General features: G+C 67.8%; 16 protein-coding genes. 8 read left to right on the top strand and 8 right to left on the bottom strand.

What is annotated here, in order from left to right; genetic code table 11:
* Positions 1–52: 52 nt before the first annotated feature.
* Positions 53–595: a transcriptional regulator NrdR gene (nrdR, locus tag BM150_RS11925; protein WP_092927133.1), complete on the bottom strand. Its 543-nt coding sequence runs from the start codon at positions 593–595 to the stop codon at positions 53–55.
* 1122 nt (positions 596–1717) lie between these two features.
* Here nrdR and lexA point away from each other — a divergent pair.
* Positions 1718–2449, top strand: a complete 732-nt coding sequence (gene lexA / locus BM150_RS11920; protein ID WP_092927508.1) for a transcriptional repressor LexA — start codon at positions 1718–1720, stop codon at positions 2447–2449.
* Between the two features lie 648 nt (positions 2450–3097).
* Entirely contained in the window at positions 3098–4303 is a 1206-nt protein-coding gene (locus BM150_RS11915; protein WP_092927131.1) for an MFS transporter, read from the top strand.
* Positions 4304–4425: 122 nt separating this feature from the next.
* Here the strand turns inward: BM150_RS11915 and BM150_RS11910 are convergent, their stop codons facing one another.
* The 4 genes from BM150_RS11910 to miaA all read right to left on the bottom strand — a co-directional run bounded on the left by BM150_RS11910 (position 4426) and on the right by miaA (position 9066).
* The gene (locus BM150_RS11910; protein ID WP_217641600.1) at positions 4426–5478 is read right to left on the bottom strand and encodes a hypothetical protein; all 1053 of its coding nucleotides are present in this window, start codon (positions 5476–5478) and stop codon (positions 4426–4428) included.
* Positions 5475–6845 (bottom strand): GTPase HflX, encoded by a 1371-nt coding sequence (gene hflX / locus BM150_RS11905; RefSeq protein WP_092927504.1) that lies wholly within the window; start codon positions 6843–6845, stop codon positions 5475–5477. The genes BM150_RS11910 and hflX overlap by 4 nt, the downstream gene beginning before the upstream one ends.
* Positions 6846–7168: 323 nt before the next feature.
* Positions 7169–8047 carry a diaminopimelate epimerase gene (gene dapF / locus BM150_RS11900; protein WP_092927502.1) on the bottom strand — a complete coding sequence of 293 codons (879 nt, stop codon included), beginning with the start codon at positions 8045–8047 and terminating at the stop codon, positions 7169–7171.
* Between the two features lie 92 nt (positions 8048–8139).
* Entirely contained in the window at positions 8140–9066 is a 927-nt protein-coding gene (gene miaA / locus BM150_RS11895) for a tRNA (adenosine(37)-N6)-dimethylallyltransferase MiaA (RefSeq protein ID WP_092927129.1), read from the bottom strand.
* 418 nt (positions 9067–9484) lie between these two features.
* On the opposite strand from miaA, the gene BM150_RS11890 reads away from it, so the two are divergent.
* Positions 9485–10807 carry a DUF349 domain-containing protein gene (locus BM150_RS11890; protein ID WP_092927127.1) on the top strand — a complete coding sequence of 441 codons (1323 nt, stop codon included), beginning with the start codon at positions 9485–9487 and terminating at the stop codon, positions 10805–10807.
* A 128-nt stretch (positions 10808–10935) separates the two neighbouring features.
* Here BM150_RS11890 and BM150_RS11885 read toward each other — a convergent pair whose 3' ends face one another.
* Positions 10936–11406 (bottom strand): Rv2732c family membrane protein, encoded by a 471-nt coding sequence (locus BM150_RS11885; RefSeq protein WP_245755445.1) that lies wholly within the window; start codon positions 11404–11406, stop codon positions 10936–10938.
* 47 nt (positions 11407–11453) lie between these two features.
* Complete coding sequence (gene miaB, locus BM150_RS11880) at positions 11454–12938, bottom strand: tRNA (N6-isopentenyl adenosine(37)-C2)-methylthiotransferase MiaB (protein ID WP_092927500.1); 1485 nt, start codon at positions 12936–12938, stop codon at positions 11454–11456.
* Positions 12939–13464: 526 nt separating this feature from the next.
* Between miaB and BM150_RS11870 the strand changes: the two genes are divergently transcribed.
* The 4 genes from BM150_RS11870 to BM150_RS11855 all read left to right on the top strand — a co-directional run bounded on the left by BM150_RS11870 (position 13465) and on the right by BM150_RS11855 (position 16720).
* On the top strand, positions 13465–14193 hold the full coding sequence (locus tag BM150_RS11870; RefSeq protein WP_175496803.1) for an amino acid ABC transporter ATP-binding protein: 729 nt from the start codon (positions 13465–13467) through the stop codon (positions 14191–14193).
* A gap of 57 nt (positions 14194–14250) precedes the next feature.
* The gene (locus BM150_RS11865) at positions 14251–15138 is read left to right on the top strand and encodes a glutamate ABC transporter substrate-binding protein (RefSeq protein WP_092927119.1); all 888 of its coding nucleotides are present in this window, start codon (positions 14251–14253) and stop codon (positions 15136–15138) included.
* Between the two features lie 68 nt (positions 15139–15206).
* Positions 15207–15857, top strand: coding sequence for an amino acid ABC transporter permease (locus BM150_RS11860; RefSeq protein WP_092927117.1), 651 nt, complete (start codon positions 15207–15209; stop codon positions 15855–15857).
* Positions 15854–16720 (top strand): amino acid ABC transporter permease, encoded by an 867-nt coding sequence (locus BM150_RS11855; RefSeq protein ID WP_092927115.1) that lies wholly within the window; start codon positions 15854–15856, stop codon positions 16718–16720. The genes BM150_RS11860 and BM150_RS11855 overlap by 4 nt, the downstream gene beginning before the upstream one ends.
* A gap of 140 nt (positions 16721–16860) precedes the next feature.
* Here BM150_RS11855 and BM150_RS11850 read toward each other — a convergent pair whose 3' ends face one another.
* A complete protein-coding gene (locus BM150_RS11850; RefSeq protein WP_092927113.1) occupies positions 16861–17517 on the bottom strand; it encodes a transporter substrate-binding domain-containing protein in 657 nt (218 codons plus the stop codon).
* A gap of 194 nt (positions 17518–17711) precedes the next feature.
* Between BM150_RS11850 and edd the strand changes: the two genes are divergently transcribed.
* Positions 17712–19583, top strand: coding sequence for a phosphogluconate dehydratase (gene edd / locus BM150_RS11845; RefSeq protein ID WP_092927111.1), 1872 nt, complete (start codon positions 17712–17714; stop codon positions 19581–19583).
* Positions 19584–19600: the final 17 nt, after the last annotated feature.

The following is a 19600-nucleotide window of genomic DNA, read 5'->3' as shown; positions in this document are numbered from 1 at the left end:
TCGCTCGCGTTTCGCACCGCCCTTTCGGCGGCGCGCCGCCCCCTTGCCCGGTTTAGGCATTCGCACTCGCCTCGTCCTGTTGACCGGCGGATTCGTTCCCCTCGCCGCCCGCGGGGGCACCCCCGGTTCCGGAGCTCTCCGGAGCCGGCTCCTCCACCCTGCGCAGTTCGGCTATCTCACGTTCGAAATCCTCCACCGAGGTGAACGAACGATAGACACTGGCGAACCGCAGGTAAGCGACCTCGTCCAACTCACGCAGCGGGCCGAGGATCCCCAGCCCCACCTCGTGACTGGGCACCTCCGGAACACCGAGCGACCTGATCGTCTCCTCGACCCGATGGGCGAGCTGCTGCAGGTCGTCCTCCGCCACAGGGCGCCCCTGACACGCGCGACGAACCCCACGCACGACCTTGTCCCTGCTGAAGGGCTCGGTCACCCCCGAACGTTTCACCACCGTGAGCACCAGCTCCTCGACAGTGGTGAACCTGCGTCCACAGCCCGCACAGGACCGCCTGCGCCGGATCGACTGCCCTTCCTCCACCTCACGGGAGTCGACGACACGCGAATCGTCACCTCGACAGAACGGACAACGCACTCGCCAGTCATCCCCTCGACACAGCCCAATGGTCCACGGGCGCGCACGACGCGACGCCCGGTACCCCGCGGACGGTTGACACCGCTGGGGGTGAACAGCCGCCGACAAGACGGCCACACCCAAGCTATGGATTAATCACAACGATGCAACTACTAGATGTTGTGGTTGAGCCTAATCCCGGACCGAATCATAAGCAACTCGGGAAGCGGGATGTCGACCACCCCCCGGACAGCGATCACAGCGGCGCTCCGGCCACTCGGGAACGGGCGCCACCCCGGAGCGCGCCGGCCGACTTCCGCCTCATCCGAGCGAAAGCGACAGTCCGACGAGCAAGACGAACGCACCCGCCCCCAGGGCCGCCGCGACGAGCAGGGCGACCTCGACGAGAGTCGAGCGCGGGGGACCGGAGAGCGACTCACCGCCGGGCGCACCGCCCCGGCGCCCGACAACGGAGCACGACGCTTCGGAGCGGGCAACCGGGCATCGCGAGCCGCCACCACAGCTCTCGTGGCCACGTGGCGGCTCAGTGCTCGCCGCGCGCGGGGCCGCGGGAGCGCGCGAGGACGCCGCGGCAAGATACCGCGCCCCGCGATCATCGGCAGCGCGGCGTCCGACCACCGTCCGGCATTCGCGCTCCTCGATCCGCCTGGCAACACGAAACACCGGCATCGCGACTCCCCGTACGAATCTTCGGTATCCACGGCCCGAGCACGGGAGCCCATCACCGGGAACCGCACGCCTTCCCCGATGGGACGACCGACCCGTCCGCGACACATCCGAGCGTGATCGAACACGAGTTCGATCGAACTGCTGTACGAACGGTGTAGCATCGAATCGGTCCGAGCGCGAGAGGTTCGCCGTGATCGACACCGGCGGACCGCTCGCACCCGGCCACCGCGAGGAGTGGACGACGGGAAGGGGACGTCCTCGCACACCTCGACCACGCCCGGCGACTCCATCCACCCGCACGGGGTCGCGACGACCGAGGAGCCGCCCGATCGACCGCGCCTTCGAGACGAGAACGCGACGAATTCACTCGAACTAGTGTTTGATCCGACTCCGCATGCCGTCTAATCTGGAGATGTGCGTGCACGCGCTAGCGGCGATGGACAGGAGGGCGTGGTGGACGGCTACGCTTCCGACCGGTTCGACGGCGGGACGTCCGGCGAAGCCGACACGACACCCCGGGCGACCGACTCCGGGAACAACGACGAGGCCACATCGGAGCCGAACGACGAGCTCACTTCGCGCCAGCGAAGCGTGCTGGACACGATCCGGCAGTGGATGCGGGACTACGGCTATCCGCCCAGTGTGCGCGAGATCGGCGACACCGTGGGGTTGACGTCCACTTCCTCGGTGGCATATCAGCTGCGTGTACTCGAAGGGCGCGGGTACCTGAAACGTGATCCGCACCGTCCCCGCACGGTCGGCGTGGTCACCAACGACGACTCGGAATCCCCGGCTTTCCCCGACGGATCGAACCCCGCTTACGTGCCGGTGGTGGGTCGTATCGCGGCGGGCGAGCCCATCCTCGCCGAGCAGTCCGTGGACGAGGTGTTCCCGCTACCACGGGAGGTCGTCGGAGAGGGCTCCCTCTTCCTGCTGAGCGTGGTGGGCGACTCCATGGTGGACCTGGCCATCACGGATGGTGACTGGGTGGCGGTCCGGCAGCAGCCGGACGCGGAGAACGGCGACGTCGTGGCCGCGATGCTCGACGGGGAAGCCACGGTGAAGACCTTCAAACGCACGGCGGAACACCTGTGGCTGATACCGCACAACGACGACTACGAACCGATCATCGCCGATCAGGCCACCGTGCTCGGCAAGGTGGTCGCTGTGCTGCGCAAGATGTGACCGGACTGGCCACGGTGAGCCCTGTCGACAGCTTCCCCCACTCGGCACCGTGAGAAGGTAACAGCGACTAGAGCCTTGGAATTGGTTTCACGATGTCATTGGCGCGGACGCTGAACCACCTTTTCGGACTTCCGGTCACCTTCACCGGCAGTACGACGTAACGCGAACACTTCACCCTTCCCGCACCGGGTAACAACACTCCTGCCGCGTTCGATGTCACCGCTCAACGCGGTTGTTTTGCGCAGAGATTGCGGTGCGGTGGATTCGCGGTTCCGTATTCCGCTTCAGCATACCGGACATGCGGTATACGGTGCTGCTTCGGCTCGACTTCGATCGGGCATCCCGGAAAGTGAATCGGCAAACCGGGCCTGTCGACCCGATATTCACCCCCTCCCCCGGGTGATCCGCCAAACTCACCTCCAAAGGTGAGACTGGAACACCCCTTCGGAAGCTCCGACCACCATTCGACCAACCAATTCTCAGTGACTCAAATCATAGGTTTATTCACTTTAAAAAACGCATGGTTGGTTTTTTAATTAGTCGGGCAGTGTTCCCCGACCTAGCGATTCACAGGCCGTAACCCTGTTCTCGACACCCATCGAGACGTTCCGCGGGGATTCTCGACAGCGATACGCAAGGAGGTTCACCGTGCCTCACCGGATACCACCCTGGTTGCTGGTGCTGTTTGCGGCACTACTGGCAACGGGCACCGACGAGTTCGTCATCGCGGGGGTTCTCCCCGAAGTGGCCGAAAGCCTGGATGTCACAGTGAGTGTGGCCGGGCAGCTGGTGACCGCTTTCGCAGTGGTCTACGCCCTGGGAGCCCCCACACTGGCCGTCGTGCTCGACAGGCTGCCGCGACGACTCGTCCTGGGCGGCGGGCTCGTGGTCTTCACGGTGGCCAACGCTGCCGCCGCTCTCGCGCCCGAGTACTGGACGCTGATGGCTTCTCGCATCGTCGCCGCGCTGGCAGCGGCGAGCGTCACCTCGGCCGCTTTCGCCACAGCGGCTTCCGGGGCACCCGAAGGCCGACAGGGCAGTTATCTGTCCGTGGTCACAGCGGGGATGACCGTGGCACTGTTCACCGGTGTTCCGCTGGGAACGCTGCTCGGCGGGCTCTACGGGTGGCGCGCCACGTTCTGGCTCATCGCGGCCGTGGGAGCACTCTCGGCGCTCGGTGTTTTCGCCACCGCTCCCAGGATCGCTGGCAGTCCCGCCGCACCACTGGCCGACCGGCTCAGTCCACTGCGCAGCCTACCGGTGGCACGGCTGGTGACCGTGACGTTCTTGTGCGGAACAGGCGGTCTGATGTTCTACAACTACATCGGTCCGTTCACCACCGCGACAGTGGGTGGCGGCGCTGATCTGCGCGCGGGAATGTTGCTCATCGTGGGACTGCTCGGTCTCGTGGGAGCGCTGTTCGGCGGCAGGGTCAGTGACGCCCTCGGCCCCCACCGCACGCTGAAACTGGTGGTCGGAGGCCACCTGGCCGCGCTGATCCTGGCCGGGCTGTTCGGCGTCTCCGGCGTGACGAGCGCGATCGTGCTGGGAGTTCTGGTGGCACTGTGGTCCACTTTCGCCTGGAGTCTCAACCCGCCGATGCAAGGAAGTGTGCTCGCGGCGGCACCACAGGCCGGCATGACGGCGATGGCTCTGAACATATCGGGGCTGTACCTGGGTACCGGTGTGGGCGGCGCCATCGGCGGTGTCGTCGTCAGCACCCTGGGAGCCAGTTACGTTCCCTTCGTAGGGGCGGTACTGATGCTCGTCGCCTTCTCGTTGACACCACGAGTGCGGCAGCACGCAACCGCGACACCTACGGAAGAAGCGGGATCCAGGACTCCGGTCAGCTGACCGGCTGTAAACAGCGGTCATTGGAAAGCCGGCTGAGCTGGTGATCATCGCTGTCGCCATCCGTGGCGACAGCTCCGATCAGCCGGAACCACTGGACGCTGCCCGGATACCGGATTCGCTCCTCACCGCGAACGCCGGGTGCGACGGCGCGCCCCACCCAGCACGACGAGCAGCAGCACGAGGGCTGTTCCCCCGAGGCCGAGCAGGACGCGCCGCCCCGACGGGGACCGCCACTCGGCGGGTGAGGTGGTGGGAGCCGCTGAAGTCGTGGGGGAAGCGGTGTCCCGGGCCGGTGCGGGGACGGCACCCACCGCGTTCGGCACACTCCGAATCGGCCCCAGCTTCTCGGTCGCCGACAGCAGATCACCGTCCGGTTCGAACGCGATGGCCTCCCCCTGCGCCTCGTTCGGCAACGGAACACGAACGGGCTCCCGTCGCAACGCTTCCGGCACACTGCCGTTCGGGGCCGGATAGAGATACGCGTCGGTGTAGGTGCGTACCGCCACCACCTCACGATCCGGTGAAACGGCACCACCGGTGACGACCACCGATCCGAACGAGGCTGGCAGGGGCCCGCCCGGTGTGTCGGTGGGGGACAACGACAGCGTCGTCACTCGCTCCAGCTCGACCGGCTCGGAACTGTCCAACGGCCCCGCCGGGCGGTACACCCCCGCCTCACCCAGCGGGTTCTTGGTGACGATGTAGACGTTTCCCTCCCCGCCCAGCAGCAGCGCCTCGGCGTCGTGCGGGCCGTCCGGGTACTTCATCCGGTAGAGCTCGGCCGCGCCGGAGGGATCGATCACGTGCAGCGCCACGGTGTCCCTGCGCGAGCTGTTGTCACCGGTGTCGGCCAACCACAGCGTGCCGTCGGCCCGCCGCCCGAGGTCCTCCACGTCGTAGGGATCCGTCCCGGCGGAGTGAACGCGGACCACCGAGCAGTCCGACGGGTCGAGTTCGTAGACGCGCACCCGACTACCGCCGTCTCCCACGGCGAACCAGTTCCGGTCCCCGACCGCCAGCCCCGACAACTCGGCGAGCCGCTCGTCCCCGGGCGTGCACCGAACCCGTGGTGCGGGTGGCGCACCGGTGCTCGGCTGCCCGGAGGCGTACCCACCGGTCAACGCGGAGCCGGCGGTCAGCAGCAGCACCGCGACGACGCGCCGGAACCGACTCATCCCGTCGTGGCGAACGGTTCGAGCGCGTTGGCCAGATCCGTCCGGACCTTGGCACGCAGTCTGGTTCCATCCGCGGTGTGCTCACGTGCGACGAGCTCACCCTCGGTGTGCACGCGGGAAACGAGCTCACCCCTGGTGTAGGGCACCAGCGCGTCCACGTAGACATCCGGTTGGGGCAGCCAGTCGGCGACAGCGCGCTTGAGCTCCTCGACCCCCGTTCCGGAACGGGCCGAGACGAAGATCGCCTCGGGAAGGAGCCTGCGCAGCTCGACGACCTTCGTGTTGTCCATGGCGTCGGCCTTGTTCACCACGACCAGCTCCGGCGGGACCGTACCGCCCTGCTCGGCACTGATCTCGGTGACGACCTCGCGTACCGCTCTGACCTGGTCCTGCGGCGCGGGATCGGTGCCGTCCACCACGTGCAACAGCAGATCAGCCCTGGTTACCTCTTCCAGCGTGGAACGGAACGCCTCGACCAGTTGGTGCGGCAGGTGCCGCACGAATCCCACGGTGTCGCTGAGGGTGTAGGGCCTGCCGTCCGGAGTGCGGGCACTGCGGGTGGCCGGGTCGAGCGTCGCGAACAGCGAGTCCTCCACCAGCAGCCCGTTGCCCGTGAGCGCGTTGAGCAGACTGGACTTGCCCGCGTTGGTGTAACCCGCGATGGTCACCCCGGGAACGGCGTTGGCGACACGGCGCGAGCGCTTGGTCTCACGGATGGTGCTCATCGAGGCGAGCTCCTTGCGGAGCTTGCTGATGCGCTTGTGGATCCGCCGACGGTCCGTCTCCATCTTGGTCTCACCGGGACCACGGGTACCCACACCACCGTTGCCGCCACCGGCACGCCCACCGGCCTGCCGGGACATCTTGTCACCCCAACCACGCAGCCGTGGCAGGTAGTACTGCAACTGGGCGAGCTCGACCTGGGCCTTGCCCTCCTTGGAACTGGCGTGCTGGGCGAAGATGTCCAGGATCAGGGCCGTGCGGTCCACGACCTTGATCTTGAGTTTCTCCTCCAGCTGCCTGAGCTGGCCCGGTGCGAGCTCGCCGTCGCAGATGACGGTGTCGGCTCCGGCCGCGAGTGCCATGTCCCGCAGTTCGCGCACCTTGCCCGCGCCGACGTAGGTCGCGGGGTCCGGGCGGTCCCTGCGCTGGACCACACCGTCCAGCACTTCCGAGCCGGCGGTTTCGGCAAGTCTGCCGAGTTCGGCGAGCGAGCTCTCCGCCTGTGCGGAGGTACCTTCCGTCCAGACGCCGACCAGTACGACCCGTTCGAGTCGCAACTGGCGGTACTCGACCTCGGTAATGTCGGACAGCTCGGTGGAAAGACCGGAAACGCGGCGCAGCGAAGCACGTTCCGCCCGCTCCATCTCGCCGATGGAGGGCTCACGGGAGTCCGTGGTCAGGTGTTCACCGGCCGTCCGTACGTCAGCGCCGTCCGCTCCGGTGTTCCACTCGGTCACTGCGGGGCGCTCATCGGTGTGATAACGGCTTGTCAAGTGATCCTTACTCAGTCACTAGGGGATATCCGGTTACGGCACGACCGATCCGAACGAACCGCGGGTGGGCAAGGCCCACGGTTACACCGCGGTCGGCCCTGACCCGGTCGGTCCTGCCGCTCGGGAGGCACCGCTCGGGGGGTGGTCGGTTCGGTCCTGCCACCCTGTATTGTGGCACGACCGTCCACCGGTTTTCACCGGTTCGTACCCGAAGTGACCAGTACGGGCTCGCCGATACGCCGCCACCAGTCGGCGTCGAGCTCCCCCCTGGCGAGGAGTTCCGCCGGCCCGGTCAGCGTAGTGGTCTCCGGAGTGACCTCGACTTCCACCGTTCCCCCCGGAACGTGCACCAGGCGGACACCGTTCTCGCCGCCGTCGGCGCGCAGCGCGGCCACGGCGGCGGCGACGGTCCCGGTACCGCACGAACGGGTCTCACCGACGCCTCGCTCGTACACCCGCATCCGCAGCTCCCGCTCGTCGAGCGGCTCCACCAGTTCGATGTTCACGCCGTGGGGGAACAGCTCCGGGTCGTAACCGGGCTGTACCGACAGGTCGAGGTCACCGATTCCGGACGTGACGCAGACCAGGTGCGGATTGCCCAGGTCGACCGCCAGCGCGGACATCGCATAACCCGCGACGGTGACGCTGGAGTGCCCGGTGACGGCAGCGCCGCCCATGTCCACGGTCACGCGTCCGTCCTCGCCCACGAGGACTCCGCGCAGCCCCGCACGCGTGCCCACCGGAACGTTCCCCGACGCGGCGAGCCCCGATTCGAGCAGGTAACGCGCGAAGACGCGCACCCCGTTGCCGCACATCTCCGCCACGGAACCATCGGCGTTGCGGTAGTCCATGAACCACGCGTCGGTGGGGACGTCGGCGGGGAGTTCCTCGCCCAGCAGACCGCCCGGAACGACCCGCAGCACGCCGTCGGCGCCCAGGCCGATCCTGCGGTCGCACAACGCGCGTACCCGTGCCGCCGTCAGGTCGAGTTCGCCCCGGGGGTCGGGCAGCACGACGAAGTCGTTCTCGGTTCCGTGCCCCTTGAGAAATTCCGGTCCCGCGTAAGACTGCACCGACACAGTCTATCCGCCGGGTGCGCACCCATCCGGGAGACACCGCGGAACCCGAATCTCGTTCGTCGGCGAAACGACTCGCCGACGGTCACTCATTCCGCACCGGCGCGGTCCAGGAGTCGGAAGACCTCCGGCACGGTGTCGGTCCGCGCCGCGTCGAACCAGTGGATGCGCTTGTCCCTGCGGAACCAGGAACGCTGCCGCCGCACGAACCGTCGGGTGGCTCGCGCGGTCTCGGCGGCTGCGGCCGTCATGTCCGCCGCCTCGTCCAGCTCGGCCAGCACCTGCTGGTACCCCAGCGCTCTGGAAGCGGTGCGGCCCTGCCGCAGCCCGCGATCCTCCAACGCACGAACCTCGTCGACCAGCCCCTCGTCGAACATCTCGGCGACTCGCGCGTTGACCCTGGTGTCGAGTTCGGGCACGGAACGGTCCAGCCCCACGAGCAGGGTGCCGTAACGAGGCGGGCCGGGTTCGGGGAGATTGGCGGAGAATCGACGTCCGGTGATCTCGATCACCTCCATCGCGCGAACCACTCGCCTGCCGTTGGAGGGCGATATCGACTCCGCCGCGGGTGGATCGAGCTCGGCGAGTTCGCGGTGCAGCGCTTCGGGGCCGATCAGGTTCAGCCGCTGTTGCCAGCGCTGCCGTACGACCGGATCGGTTCCGGGGAAGTTCAGCTCGTCCAGCACCGCCTGTGCGTAGAGCCCGGAACCGCCGACCAGGACCGGCGGGACCCCGGAGTCCAGCAGCCGTTCCACATCGGATCTGGCGTGCCGCTGATAAGCGGCCACCGAGGCCGTCTCGGTGACCTCGAGGACGTCGAGCTGATGGTGCGGGACGCCGCGTCGCCGCTCCGGCGGGAGCTTGGCGGTGCCGATGTCCATCCCGCGGTACAGCTGCATCGCGTCGACGTTGACTATCTCGCCGCCCAGCCGTTCGGCCAGTCGCAGCGCCAGTTCCGACTTGCCCGTGGCGGTGGGACCGAGAACGGCCACCGGGCGTGGCGTAGTGGCGGGCATCCCTCCAGCCTAGGGTGTGCTTCACGGCCGGAGCAGCGGCACACCCGACCCGTTTACCGCGCACGCGCGGCCGACACGCGGTAGTCACGAAAAAGCCTTCCTACCGCCAACAGGGTGGTGCCGTCCAATATCGTGGTAGAGGCACATTCATGACGGAAGCTGCCAGCGGGCGCTGTCGGCCCGTGCGGACCAGGGGTTTCTCCGACCGGTGTGCATTCCACCCGGTCCGCACCGGCAGTGTCGGCACCGGGAGCCGGGAGTTTCGGCCGTCTCGGGCTGGTCGACACGCGCCCGGGCTGTTTGAATGCGCCGACGGCGACACATCCGACGACGTGTCGCCGGGTGCTTCGGCCCCGTCCGACGACGGGGCGCTCGTGCTCCGCACGAGCACTGAGCGGGCAGAAGGAGGAAGCCGGCCATGACAGACCAGGACACGACGCCGAACACCGCCGACGCGTCGGCGGCCGCGGACTCGACAACGAGCGGTTCGGGACGTGGCGCCGCGCCCGCGGTACCGATCGCTTCCGGCGATCCGGCGCGCTGGGGCCGGGTCGACTCCGAGGGGGAGGTTTACGTACGAACCTCCGAGGGAGAACGGTTCGTCGGATCGTGGCAGGCGGGAGACGCCGGCGAAGGACTGGCTCATTTCGCTCGGAGGTTCGACGATCTCCGCACCGAGGCCGAGCTGCTGGAGACGCGGCTCTCCTCGGGTTCGGGAGATCCGAAACAGGCGTTGTCCAGCGCCAAACATCTGCGTGACGGGCTCCCCGAGGCCTCCGTGGTCGGCGATGTCGACTCGCTGGCCGCACGGCTGGAACACATCGTGACGCGCGCCGAGCACGCGGTGGAGCAGGCCAAGGCCGAGCGGGAGAAGGCACGCGCCGATGCGGTGGCGCGCAAGGAAGCGCTGGTCGAAGAGGCGGAACAGATCGGGGCGGAAGCCACCAACTGGAAAGCAGCTGGAGACAGGCTGCGTGCCATCTTCGAGGAGTGGAAGAGCGTCCGGGGCGTCGACCGCAAGACCGACGAGCAGCTCTGGAAGCGGTTCACCAAGGCCCGTGACGCCTTCAACCGCCGTCGGGGTTCGCACTTCGCGGAACTGGACCGGCAGCGCAACGCCGCCAAGGAACGCAAACAGGAGCTGGTCGACGAGGCCGAATCGCTGACCGAATCCACCGACTGGGGTCCCACCGCGGACCGCTACAAGCAGTTGATGAGCGAGTGGAAGTCGGTGGGGCGCGCCCCCAAGGACAGCGACGAAGCGTTGTGGAAGCGCTTCCGTGCCGCGCAGGACAAGTTCTTCTCCCGCCGTTCCGAGGCGTTCGCCGAGCGCGACGCCGAGTTCGCCGAGAACGCCAGGCTCAAGGAGGAGCTGCTGGCCGAGGCGGAGCGGATCGACGCCGACGCGGACCCGAACGCGGCCCAGACGCAGTTGCAGCGCATTCAACGACGCTGGGACGAGATCGGCAAGGTCCCCCGGGAACGCATCCGCGAGCTCGAGGGCAGGCTGCGCGCGGTCAACGACCGGGTGCGTTCGGCGGCCCAGCACGAGTGGCGTCGCACCGACCCGGAGGCCCAGGCCAGGGTCGAACAGTTCCGCGAGCGGGTGGAGCAGTACGAGCAGCAGGCCGCCAAGGCACGCTCGGCGGGCGACGAGAAACGTGCCAAGGAGGCCGAGCAGCAGGCGCGGCAGTGGCAGGAGTGGCTCACCGCCGCGCAGAACGCCCTGACGGACCGCTGAGCGTCGGGTGAACCGATCGGCGGGCGCAGCGTGGTCGACCGCGTTCCCGGCCCGGGAAGCGGACGACGCCGGTGCCCGCCGATCGGTGCCGCCGAGCGGTCACCGCGAGAAACCGCGCTCCACGTGGGTCAGGCGCGGGACCAGACGATCCGCAGCCACTGACTGGCCAGCACCCCCATCGCGATCACCGCGATGAACAGCCCGAACGAGGGACCCGGCTCTCCGGCCTCGGCCGTCTGCCTGGACCAGATGGCGATGACTCCCTCCACCGTGACCACGCAGCAGAACATCGCCGCCAGCCATGCGATCGCCCACCGACGCGTGGCCAGGGCCAGGGCCCCGAGCAGCACTCCCGCTATGGCGGAGTTGATGGAGAACAGCCGGGGCAGCAGCCCGATACCCAGCGCCGGATCCGCCTGTCCGGCCAGAACCTGCCACCCCGGAGCACCACCGACCCACGGCAGCACCGCGGTCAGCACGAGAACCAGCATGATCCCGGTGATTACCAGCGCCCGCGCCCCCGGATCGATCACACGGCCGATGTCCCGCTCGGCACGGGACAAATCGGCACGGAACCGCTGTTGGTCGCCCTGGTCCACTTGTTCGTCTCCATCCGAAAGCGGTCGCCCGGCACCGGAATTCTCGCTCAACATCCGCACCCCTGCTCGGCGGTGCTCTCGGTGCTCGCGTCGCTCGGAGCGCCGAACGAGGGCAGGCCGAGACCGACTCCCGAGGTCTTGGGGCGTTGTCCGGCCTCCCAGCGATCACCGGCCACGGTGCGACGGTGTCGGTGCACGCCACCGTCCGCGAGCAGATGGTGGGGCGCCGCCCTGCTGATCGTGGTGTGCACGAGATCACCGGGACGAAGCTCCCCGTCCGTCTCCCCTGCCGGCGCGAAGTGCACCAGCCGCCCGTCCCTGGCGCGGCCCGAGCGGCGCTCGGTGTGCGCGTTCTTGCGCCCCTCGCCCTCGGCGACCAGCAGCTCGACCTCGCTTCCCACCAGTTGTTGGTTGGCCTCCAGCGAGATCTCGTTCTGCAGCTCGATCAGTCGGTCGTAGCGCTGCTGCACGACCTCCTTGGGCAGCTGTCCGTCCATCTCGGCGGCGGGAGTGCCGGGGCGCTTGGAGTACTGGAAGGTGAAGGCGCTGGCGAATCGTGCCCTGCGCACCACGTCGAGCGTCGCCTCGAAGTCCTCCTCGGTCTCCCCGGGGAAACCGACGATGATGTCGGTGGTGATCGCCGCGTGCGGCATGGCCTCGCGCACCTTGTGCACGATGTTGAGGAAGCGCTCGGCGCGGTAGGAGCGGCGCATCGCCTTGAGCATGCGGTCGGAGCCGGACTGCAGCGGCATGTGCAGCTGGGGGCACACGTTGGGGGTTTCGGCCATCGCGTCGATGACGTCGTCGGTGAAGTCCCGGGGGTGCGGTGAGGTGAAACGCACCCGCTCCAGCCCCTCGATGTCGCCGCAGGAGCGCAGCAGCTTCCCGAAGGCGTAGCGGTCACCGAACTCGACGCCGTAGGCGTTGACGTTCTGCCCGAGCAGGGTGACCTCGAGAACCCCCTCGGAGGCGAGCGCGCCCACCTCGGCCAGCACGTCGCCGGGGCGGCGGTCCTTCTCCTTGCCGCGCAGCGAGGGAACGATGCAGAAGGTGCAGGTGTTGTTGCAGCCGACCGAGACCGAAACCCACCCGGAGTAGGCGGACTCGCGACGCGCGGGCAGCGTGGAGGGGAACTGGTCCAGCGATTCCAGGATCTCCACTTCGGCTTCCTGGTTGTGCCTGGCACGTTCGAGCAACGTCGGCAGCGATCCCAGGTTGTGCGTGCCGAAGACGACGTCCACCCAGGGGGCACGACGAACGATCTCGCCGCGATCCTTCTGCGCCAGGCATCCCCCCACCGCGATCTGCATGCCGGGGTTCTCCCGCTTGGCAGCACGCAACCGCCCGAGGTTTCCGTAGAGCCGGTTGTCGGCGTTCTCCCGCACCGCGCACGTGTTGAACACGACCAGGTCGGCGGTGTCGTCGCCCGCCTCACGCACGTAACCGGCCTCTTCCAGCACCCCGGACAACCGCTCGGAGTCGTGCACGTTCATCTGGCAGCCATACGTGCGCACTTCGAATGACTGAGGCACCCGCTTGTCCGTCACGCTCCCACCATATCCCCTGGTGGAAAGCACTCATTCGTGGTACGGGAACCGAGGGCGTCGACCGGGGCGACCCGAGGCCGCGGTCCAGGTCACCGGGTCCGCGCTCCTGCTCGTCGAACAGTGGTGGCGAGCTCGGAACGCGCTCCGCCCCCGTCCGCGGGAACCGCCGCGGCCCGCGACCGGGAACCGTATCGGCACCCGTGGATCGGCACCGGTGAAGCGGTACGGCCGCCGGAACCGACCGGCACCGAACTCACCGGGTGCACCCGTCCGTGCCGGACCGACCACCTCCCGACCACGGAGCACGGACACATTCCGTGTCGGGTCGACCCGTCGACGCGTTCGACGCCCGCACAACACCCCGAAAACGGTGAATGTAATCGAGTCGCAACATCAGTCGACCGATCGGTGCTGGACTCAACGGCTTCATGCGCCTTAGGTTGCCCTCATCGTGTCCGCCGTTTCCGACCGATCTGGAGATCGAATGACCGAAGTTTCCACGGATACGCCGATGATCCGGGTGTCCGCGGTCGACAAGTACTTCGGATCACTGCACGTGCTCAAGGACATCAACCTTGAAATCCCCCGTGGTCAGGTCGTGGTGGTTCTCGGACCCTCCGGTTCGGGCAAGTCCACCCTCTGCCGAGTACTCAATCGGCTGGAAACGATCGATTCGGGCGCTGTCGCCGTCGACGGAGTGCCGCTCCCCGAGGAGGGGCGCGCGCTCGCCGAGCTCAGGGCGGATGTCGGAATGGTGTTCCAGCAGTTCAACCTGTTCGCGCACAAGAGCATCATCGACAACGTCACGCTGGGACCGATCAAGGTCCGAAAGCTCGGCAAGGACGAGGCACGCGAAGAGGGCATGCGGCTGCTGCGCCGGGTGGGGATCGCCGACCAGGCGGAGAAGTACCCCGCGCAGCTCTCCGGCGGGCAACAACAGCGCGCGGCGATCGCACGGGCACTGGCCATGCGGCCCAAGGTGATGCTCTTCGACGAGCCGACCTCGGCACTCGACCCGGAGATGGTCAACGAGGTGCTCGAAGTGATGGCGGGGCTCGCCGAAGAGGGCATGACGATGCTGGTGGTCAGTCACGAGATGGGATTCGCCCGCCGCGCCGCACACCGGGTGCTGTTCATGGCCGACGGTGAGGTCGTCGAGGACACCTCCCCCGAGACCTTCTTCGACTCGCCCGAGTCGGAACGCGCCAAGGACTTCCTGGGCAAGATCCTCACTCACTAGATCCGGTTCGCACCCGGATGCCGATCGGTTCCACGACCACCACTGGAAGGGACACCCATGCGTAACGGCAAGCTGACCGCCGCGGCGATCGCGGCGTCGATGGGCCTGCTGCTCAGCGCCTGTGGCAGCGGTTCGAGCTCCGAGGAGGGCTTCTCCGCCCCCGTCGCCGAGAACCCCTCGTTCGAGCAGGGCACCACGATGGCCGAATACGCCGACTCCGGCGAGATCACCATCGGGACCAAGAAGGACCAGCCGCTGTTCGGGCTGGAGAACCTCAACGGCGAGATGCAGGGCTTCGACGTCGCCATCGGCGAGATCATCGCGGGCAAGCTCGGCATTCCGGCTGACAAGATCAACTGGAAGGAAACGCCGAGCAAGAACCGCGAGCTCTACATCGAGCAGGGCAAGGTCGACATGGTCGTGGCCACGTACACGATCAACGACAAACGCGCCGAGCGGGTCACCTTCGCCGGGCCGTACTACGAGGCCGGCCAGGACCTGATGGTCAAGCAGGACAACAACTCGATCACCGGCCCGGAGTCGCTGCGCGACAGCGACGCCAAGGTGTGCTCGGCCCGGGGCTCCACGCCTTCCGAGCGGATCCGCGAGTACATCGACCCCTCGCGGCTGGTGCTGTTCGACACCTACTCGAAGTGCGCGGACGCGCTGCGCAACGGCCAGGCGCAGGCGGTCACCACGGACAACTCGATCCTGATGGGCCTGGTCAGCGAGAGCGAGAACAAGTTCAAGGTGGTCGGCAACACCTTCAGCGAGGAGCCCTACGGCATCGGGATCGCCAAGGGCGACACCGACTTCTGCCAGTTCATCAACGAAAGCCTGCGTACCGCCGCCGAGAACGGCACCTACCAGGAGGCCTGGAACTCCACCGCGGGCAAGGTTTCGGAGAAGACACCGGAACTGCCCGAGCTGCAGTCCTGCGGCTGAGCCCAACCCGTCTGTGTGAGGGGGCACCGGCGATCCCGGTGCCCCCTTTCAGCTCGCTGGAGTGAACCGTGCAAGTCCTTATCGACAACTATCATCTGTATCTGCGGGGGCTGGGCACGACGCTGCAGATCTGCCTCTACGCGGGCCTGCTGACCCTTGTGGTGGGCACTTTCATCGCGGGTTGCCGCGTCGCCCCGCTCACCCCGCTGCGTGCGTTCGGCACCGCCTGGGTGACGGTGTTCCGGAACTGCCCGCTGGCCGTGGTGCTGTTCTTCATGGCGTTCGGCATCCCGGCACTGGGGATCAACGCCTCGTACTTCGTGTTCGGCACCATCGGGCTCGCGCTGTACACCTCGGCATTCGTCTGCGAGGCGATCCGCAGTGGCATCAACGCCGTCTCACCGGGCCAGGCGGAGGCCGCTCGCTCCGTGGGCCTCGGTTTCGGGCAGACCCTGCGGCTGGTGATCCTGCCGCAGGCGGTGCGCAGCATCGTCCCCCCGCTGGGCAGCGTGATGATCGCGATGATCAAGAACTCCGCGATCGCGGGGGCGTTCGGAATCGGTGGCGATCTCTACGCGGTGGGGATCCGGCAGTCCTCCGCCCAGGGTGAGGAGATCATCCCGGTACTGCTTGGTGTGGCGCTGGGCTATCTGATCATCACCATCCCGGCCGGACTGCTGCTGGGTTACGTGGAACGGAAGGTGGCGATCGCACGATGAGCGACTCCGTGCTCTACGAGGCTCCCGGACCACGTGCCAGGCTCCGCGCCCGATACGCGAGCGTGATCACCGGTCTCGTGCTGCTCGCCGTCTTCGGCTGGGTGATCTACCGACTGGCGCAGGGCGGTGAGTTCACCTACGAGAAGTGGGGTCCGCTGATCGACCCCACCAACGAGAGCTTCACCCCACTGTGGACCCTGCTCGGCAAGGGGTTGGGCAACACGCTGCTGGCGGCCGGTTGGTCCATCCTGTTCTCACTGGTGATCGGCACGGTCCTCGCGCTGACCAGGGTGACGGCAGCGGCTTGGTACCGCTGGGCCGTGGTCGGGGTGATCGAGCTGCTGCGCGGCACCCCGGTGGTCGTGCTGATCTTCTTCGCCTACCAGGCGCTGCCGGTGATGGGGCTGGACCTGCCGGTGATGTGGTCACTGGTCATCGGACTGACCGCGTACAACTGCGTGATCATCGCCGAGATCGTGCGTGCGGGGATCGACTCGCTGCCCAAGGGGCAGAGCGAGGCGGCCTACGCCGTGGGGATGCGCCGCGGCCAGGTCATGTTCAACGTGCTGCTGCCGCAGGCGTTCCGGGCCATGCTGCCCGCGCTGATCAGCCAGCTGGTGGTGGTTCTCAAGGACACCTCGCTCGGCTTCACGATCAGCTATCCCGAGTTCGTGCAGCGGGGTGAGACGGCCATCGAGAACCTCGGCAATCCCATCCAGCTGTACCTGTTCATCGCGTTGATCTTCATCGTCATCAACTACACGCTGAGCAAGCTCGCGGTGTACACCGAGCGCAGGTTGAGCCGTGGCCGCAAGTCGTCGGCGACCGCGGAGCCGGAAAGCGCCGCCACCACCGGGGACTGAGTCGATTCCGACCGGAGGACCGTGGGGCACGGCCGCGGCCGTGCCCCACCCTCGACAATCGCTCCCGAGCACCGGCGAGGTGGCGGAATCCGTCGGATCTACCGGCCCGTGCGAACCACGGGAGATCGCCGCCGAACGTTTCAGCCGGAGAGCTCGGGGACCCGAGCTTCGGGACGCCTGTCGCGCAGCGTCTCGTCCGCAGCCGCTGCCCAGCGCCCGTCGGCGATCGCGGCGTCGAGAACCGCACGCAACCGATCGCGGAACCTCGCGTCGCCCTCGGCGATTCCGACCAACCGTTCCACGGGCCGTGACTCGGGGCCGGTGACGACGTAGGGGGCCACCACGGTCACTCCGTCCGCCTTCCGGTCGAACCCGCCGAGCAGCACATCCACGCTGCCGCGTGCGAGGGCTCCGGTCCGCAGCGAGGCGGGCAGTCTGCGGAACGCGACGTCGGAGGCGGAATCCAGCCCCACCCCCTCGGCCAGCAGGCCGGCCATCCGGACGTCGAAACCGCGATATTCCCCGTCGGTTCGGCGCAGGAAGTCCGCCGAGTCGTTGGGCACGCCCACGAGCAGTTCGCCGCGTCGCCGGATCTCGGAGAGGGCGGGCGAGCCCGGCAGCCGCGCGCCCCCGCTCGGCGTCGTCGCCGAGGTCGCAGCCCCGGCGGACGACTCGGCACCGCGCTGCTCGGGCGGAAGCACGGCGGCTCCCCGCTCACCCTCGGTGCTCGCACAGGCCGAGAGCAACGACACGAGAACCAGTCCGAGCACCGCACGGGGTACCGCTCGTAGCCACATGCACGTAATCCTCGTCCCGCTCGTCACTCGGTGTCCACCTGCCTCGGAGAACATTGCTGTAGGCTCGTGGCCGACTGGATCGGTTGTGATACGTGGTTAACACCGGATAAGGTCCGCAACCGGTTCATACTAATCGAGGCGCCAATGTCGTCGCCCGCCCGTACCGCACCCCCGTACGCACCGGGAGGCGATGAGTGACACCGACAAGCGTGCATCCGGTAGTCCGCGAAGTTACCGAACGTATCGCCGAGCGCAGCTCCGCGACGCGCCGCGAATACCTGGAACGGATTCGCGCCGCGAAACGCACCGAACCCGCCAGGGCGAACATGGCCTGCAGCAACCTCGCCCACGGTTTCGCCGCCATCAGCGGCACCGATCGCGAGTCCGTGAAGGGACTCGTACGTCCGGGTGTGGCGATCGTTTCGGCGTACAACGACATGCTCTCCGCGCACAAGCCCTACGCCGAGTTCCCGGACTGGATCAAGGAGGCCGCCCGCCACGAGGGCGGCGTCGCACAGTTCGCGGGCGGCGTTCCCGCCATGTGCGACGGCATCACGCAGGGACGTGACGGGATGGAACTCTCCATGTTCTCCCGTGACGTGATCGCGATGGCGACCGGTGTGGCGCTGTCGCACGAGATGTTCGACTCCGCGCTGCTGCTGGGGATCTGCGACAAGATCGTGCCCGGCTTGCTGATCGGCGGACTTACCTTCGGGCACCTGCCGATCACACTGGTACCGGCCGGTCCGATGCCCTCCGGACTCCCCAACGGGGAGAAGAGCCGGATCAGGCAGCTGTTCGCCGAGGGCAAGGCCACTCGGGAGGAACTGCTGGAGGCGGAGTCCGCCTCCTACCACTCCCCCGGCACCTGCACGTTCTACGGCACGGCGAACTCCAACCAGCTCGTCGTGGAGATGATGGGGCTGCACCTGCCGGGCTCCACCTTCGTGCCTCCGGGCACACCGCTGCGCAGGGCACTGACCGAGGAAGCGGCCCGAAACGCGGTCCGGGCCGCGAAGTCCGAGGAAGCCCCCTCGATCGGGGAGATCATCGACGAGCGCGCCATCGTCAACGGTGTCGTCGCGCTGCTGGCCACCGGCGGTTCCACCAACCACACGATGCACCTGCCCGCGGTGGCCTCGGCCGCTGGGATCCAGCTGACCTGGGACGATTTCTCCGATCTTTCCTCGGTGGTGCCGCTGCTCGGCAGCGTCTACCCCAACGGTTCCGCCGACATCAACCACTTCACCGCGGCGGGAGGAGTGCAGACCCTGGTGTCCGAACTGCTCGAGGCGGGGCTGGTGCACCCGGACGTGCGAACCGTCGCCGGTGACGGGTTGGAGCGCTACCGCGAACAGCCCTTCCTGGAGGACGGGGAACTGGTCTGGCGGGAAGGCCCCGGGCGGAGTCTGGACACCAGCGTGTTGCGCGGCGTCTCCGAGCCGTTCGACACCGAGGGCGGCCTGCGAGTGCTGGAGGGCAACCTGGGGCGCTCGGTCATGAAGGTCTCGGCCGTCAAGCAGCAGCACCGTTCCGTGACGGCCCAGGCACGGATATTCGACGACCAGGAGCAGTTCAAGGCCGCGTTCCAGGCCGACGAACTCAACCGCGACGTCGTGGTGGTCGTGCGCAACCAGGGACCGCAGGCCAACGGGATGCCCGAGCTGCACGGGCTCAGCCCCGGCCTCGGCGTGCTGCAGGACCGGGGTCACCAGGTGGCGCTGGTCACCGACGGGCGCATGTCCGGTGCCTCCGGCAAGATCCCCTCCGCGATCCAGGTGACCCCCGAGGCCAGTGCGGGAGGTCGGCTGGCGAGACTCCGCGACGGTGACGTGCTCCGGGTCGACGGCGAACAGGGCACCCTGGAGGCGCTCGTTCCCGACGACGAGCTCGCCGCACGGGAGCCCGCCGCACCGGCGGCACTGCACCAGTTCGGCACGGGACGCGAACTGTTCGCCACCTTCCGGCAAGCGGTCGGCAGGGCAGACCAGGGTGCCAGCGTCTTCCCCACGCCGGAACAGCAGACGCAGGCACAACAGCAGTCCCGCGACGAAATCTCCGCCTGAGCCAGCACGAACGGATT

Source organism: Actinopolyspora alba (genome assembly GCF_900112765.1).
In the GTDB taxonomy this organism is placed as follows: Bacteria; Actinomycetota; Actinomycetes; order Mycobacteriales; family Pseudonocardiaceae; genus Actinopolyspora; species Actinopolyspora alba.
This window is presented reverse-complemented; position numbering and strand designations above follow the sequence as displayed.

Coding starts and splice junctions, on each gene's coding strand:
- BM150_RS11910 (WP_217641600.1), bottom strand. CDS start 5,478: ATGAGTCGGTTCCGGCGCGTCGTCGCGGTGCTGCTGCTGACCGCCGGC.
- hflX (WP_092927504.1), bottom strand. CDS start 6,845: ATGGAGCGGGCGGAACGTGCTTCGCTGCGCCGCGTTTCCGGTCTTTCC.
- miaA (WP_092927129.1), bottom strand. CDS start 9,066: ATGCCCGCCACTACGCCACGCCCGGTGGCCGTTCTCGGTCCCACCGCC.
- BM150_RS11890 (WP_092927127.1), top strand. CDS start 9,485: ATGACAGACCAGGACACGACGCCGAACACCGCCGACGCGTCGGCGGCC.
- BM150_RS11870 (WP_175496803.1), top strand. CDS start 13,465: ATGATCCGGGTGTCCGCGGTCGACAAGTACTTCGGATCACTGCACGTG.
- BM150_RS11865 (WP_092927119.1), top strand. CDS start 14,251: ATGCGTAACGGCAAGCTGACCGCCGCGGCGATCGCGGCGTCGATGGGC.
- BM150_RS11855 (WP_092927115.1), top strand. CDS start 15,854: ATGAGCGACTCCGTGCTCTACGAGGCTCCCGGACCACGTGCCAGGCTC.
- BM150_RS11850 (WP_092927113.1), bottom strand. CDS start 17,517: ATGTGGCTACGAGCGGTACCCCGTGCGGTGCTCGGACTGGTTCTCGTG.